A 2,833-nucleotide genomic window follows, 5' to 3' on the forward strand; every position below is an offset into this window, starting at 1 on the left:
GGGGCCGACACCGGCGCCGGCCGCCTGCCCGAGCCGGCCGATATCGCGCGCCTCGCGAGACTGCTGCTCGACGGCGGCGGCCTCCCGTGGGACCTGGCCGGCAAGCGGGTCGTGGTGACGTCCGGTGGTACCCGCGAGGAGATCGATCCGGTGCGGTTCCTCGGCAACCGCAGTTCCGGGAAGCAGGGGCACGCGATCGCCGCCGTCGCGGCGGCGAGGGGAGCGAGGGTCACGCTCGTCACCTCCTCCGACCTGCCGGTGCCGGCGGCCGTGGAGGCGATCCACATCGACTCCGCTCGCGAGCTACGCGACGCCACCTTCGCCGCCGCGGCCGAGGCGGACGTGGTCATCAAGGCCGCGGCGGTGGCCGACTTCCGCCCGACGGACGTGTCGTCCTCCAAGCTCAAGAAGGGCACCGGATCCGAACCGGCCGAGATCCGGTTGGAACGCAATCCGGACATCCTCGCCGAGCTCGTCGCGGGCCGCGGGTCCGGGGACGTCCCCGCGGACTGCGTCCTGGTCGGGTTCGCCGCCGAGACCGGCGACTCCTCTGGATCGGTCCTCGACCACGGCCGGGCGAAGCTCGCCCGGAAGGGGTGCGACCTCCTCGTCGTCAACGAGGTCGGTCGCGGCACCACTTTCGGGCAGGACGTCAACGGCGGGTGGATCCTGGACTCCGCGGGCGGGGAGACGCCGGTGGACAGGGCGAGCAAAGATCTCCTGGCCAGCCGGATCCTCGACGCCGTGGTGTCCCGGGCCGCGGCCCCATCCGCGCGAACCACCACGGACCGCACCGACTAGTCTGTCCCCACGCGATCGACCGATCACACGCATCCGGCACCAGGAAGAGAGAACCACTGTGACGCAGGCACGTCGGCTGTTCACCAGCGAGTCCGTGACCGAGGGGCATCCGGACAAGATCTGTGACGCGATCTCGGACGCCATCCTGGACGCGATGCTGACGCAGGACCCCGAAGCCCGTGTCGCCGTGGAGACCATGGTGACCACCGGGATGGTGCACGTGGCCGGCGAGGTCAAGACGAGCGGCTACGTGGAGATCCCGCAGCTCATCCGCGAGAAGATCGTGGAGATCGGATACGACTCCTCCGACAAGGGTTTCGACGGCGTCTCCTGTGGTGTGTCGATCTCGATCGGGCAGCAGTCCCCCGAGATCGCCCAGGGCGTGGACACGTCGCACGAGGCACGGACCTCCGCCGACCCGGTCGAGGACGCGATCGCCCGACAGGGCGCCGGCGACCAGGGCCTGATGTTCGGTTACGCGTGCTCGGACACCCCTGAGCTCATGCCGCTGCCCATCGCTCTGGCACACCGCCTGTCACGCCGGCTGACCGAGGTCCGCAAGGACGGCACGTTGGCCTACCTGCGCCCGGACGGCAAGACCCAGGTGACCATCGAGTACGACGGCGACCGCGCGGTACGCCTGGACACGATCGTCATCTCGACGCAGCACGCACCCGAGATCGATCTGGAGACGACGCTGCGCGACGACCTCACCGAGCACGTCATCGGGCCGGTCCTCGCCGAGGCCGCGGCCGGTATCGAGACCGGCGAGTTCCGCCTCCTGGTCAACCCGACCGGACGGTTCGTGCTCGGCGGCCCGATGGGCGACGCCGGCCTGACCGGACGCAAGATCATCGTCGACACCTACGGCGGCATGGCCCGCCACGGTGGCGGCGCGTTCTCCGGAAAGGACCCGTCCAAGGTCGACCGCTCCGCGGCGTACGCCATGCGGTGGGTCGCCAAGAACATCGTCGCCGCCGGCCTGGCCGAGCGGGTCGAGGTCCAGGTCGCCTACGCCATCGGCAAGGCCGCCCCGGTCGGGCTGTTCGTCGAGGCGTTCGGGACCGAGAAGGTCGACATCGCGGCCCTACAGGAGGCCGTCACCGAGGTGTTCGACCTGCGTCCCGGCGCGATCATCCGCGACCTGGACCTCAAGCGTCCGATCTACGCCGGGACGGCCGCCTACGGTCACTTCGGCCGGACCGATCTGGACCTCCCCTGGGAGAGGACCGACCGCGTCGACGAACTCAAGCGGGCCGTGGGGCACTGACGACCGTCCCGGTTGTCGGAGCGGGGTGCGAGAATCCGAGACCGTGACCACGACGCGCCCAGCGGCCCGGGTCGCGGCGGCCACGGCCCCCGTGGCCCGGGTCCTGCCCCTGCTCGGGGTTCCGCATCTGGACCGGGAATTCGACTACCTGGTCCCGGAGTCCCTGGCCGACCAGGCGGTACCCGGTACCCGCGTCCGCGTGCGGTTCGCCGGCCGCCTCGTCGACGGGTACCTCGTGGAGCGCTCGGACGAGACGGATCACCGCGGGGAGCTCGCGTGGCTCGAGCGCGTCGTCTCGCCGGAGCCCGTGCTCACACCGCAGTTGCTCCGGCTGGTCGACCTGGTCGCGCGACGGTGGGTGGGCATGCGCTCGGACGTCCTGCGACTGGCGATCCCCCCGCGGCACGCCGCGGCCGAGAAATCGGTGCCGGACCGCGAACCACCGCTGGGTGTGACGGAGGGCCCGGTCGAGATCCCGGTCGGCTGGTCCGACCACCCGATGGTGACGCGGTTCCTCGACGCGGCGACCGGGGGGGTCCCGGCCCGGGCCGTCTGGACCGTGCCGCCCGGACGGGACTGGGCGCGCGCACTCGCCGCCCTGGCGGACTCGGTCAGGCGGAGGGGCCTGCAGGTGTTGCTGATCGTCCCGGACCAGCGGGACGTCGACCGGTTGACCGCGGAGTGTCGGCAGATCGTGGGCGGGGGAGCCACGGGGCGGGACCTGGTGGTCGACCTGTCCGCGGGGATCGGCCCCTCGGCTCA

The 2,833-nt window shown here is 71.7% G+C and carries 2 protein-coding genes and 1 pseudogene; all 3 read left to right on the top strand.

Features of this window, described 5'->3' with window-relative positions; genetic code table 11:
• Window positions 1-801 (top strand): phosphopantothenoylcysteine decarboxylase (locus G6018_RS08610; protein ID WP_277817765.1); only part of this gene is annotated, 801 nt, incomplete at its 5' end.
• A 58-nt stretch (window positions 802-859) separates the two neighbouring features.
• Window positions 860-2,071, top strand: coding sequence for a methionine adenosyltransferase (gene metK / locus G6018_RS08615; protein WP_182611193.1), 1,212 nt, complete (start codon window positions 860-862; stop codon window positions 2,069-2,071).
• 43 nt (window positions 2,072-2,114) lie between these two features.
• Window positions 2,115-2,833, top strand: a pseudogene (locus G6018_RS08620) (primosome assembly protein PriA); the annotation flags it as partial.

Source organism: Dietzia sp. DQ11-44 (assembly GCF_014145205.1).
Classification (GTDB): Bacteria; Actinomycetota; Actinomycetes; order Mycobacteriales; family Mycobacteriaceae; genus Dietzia; species Dietzia natronolimnaea.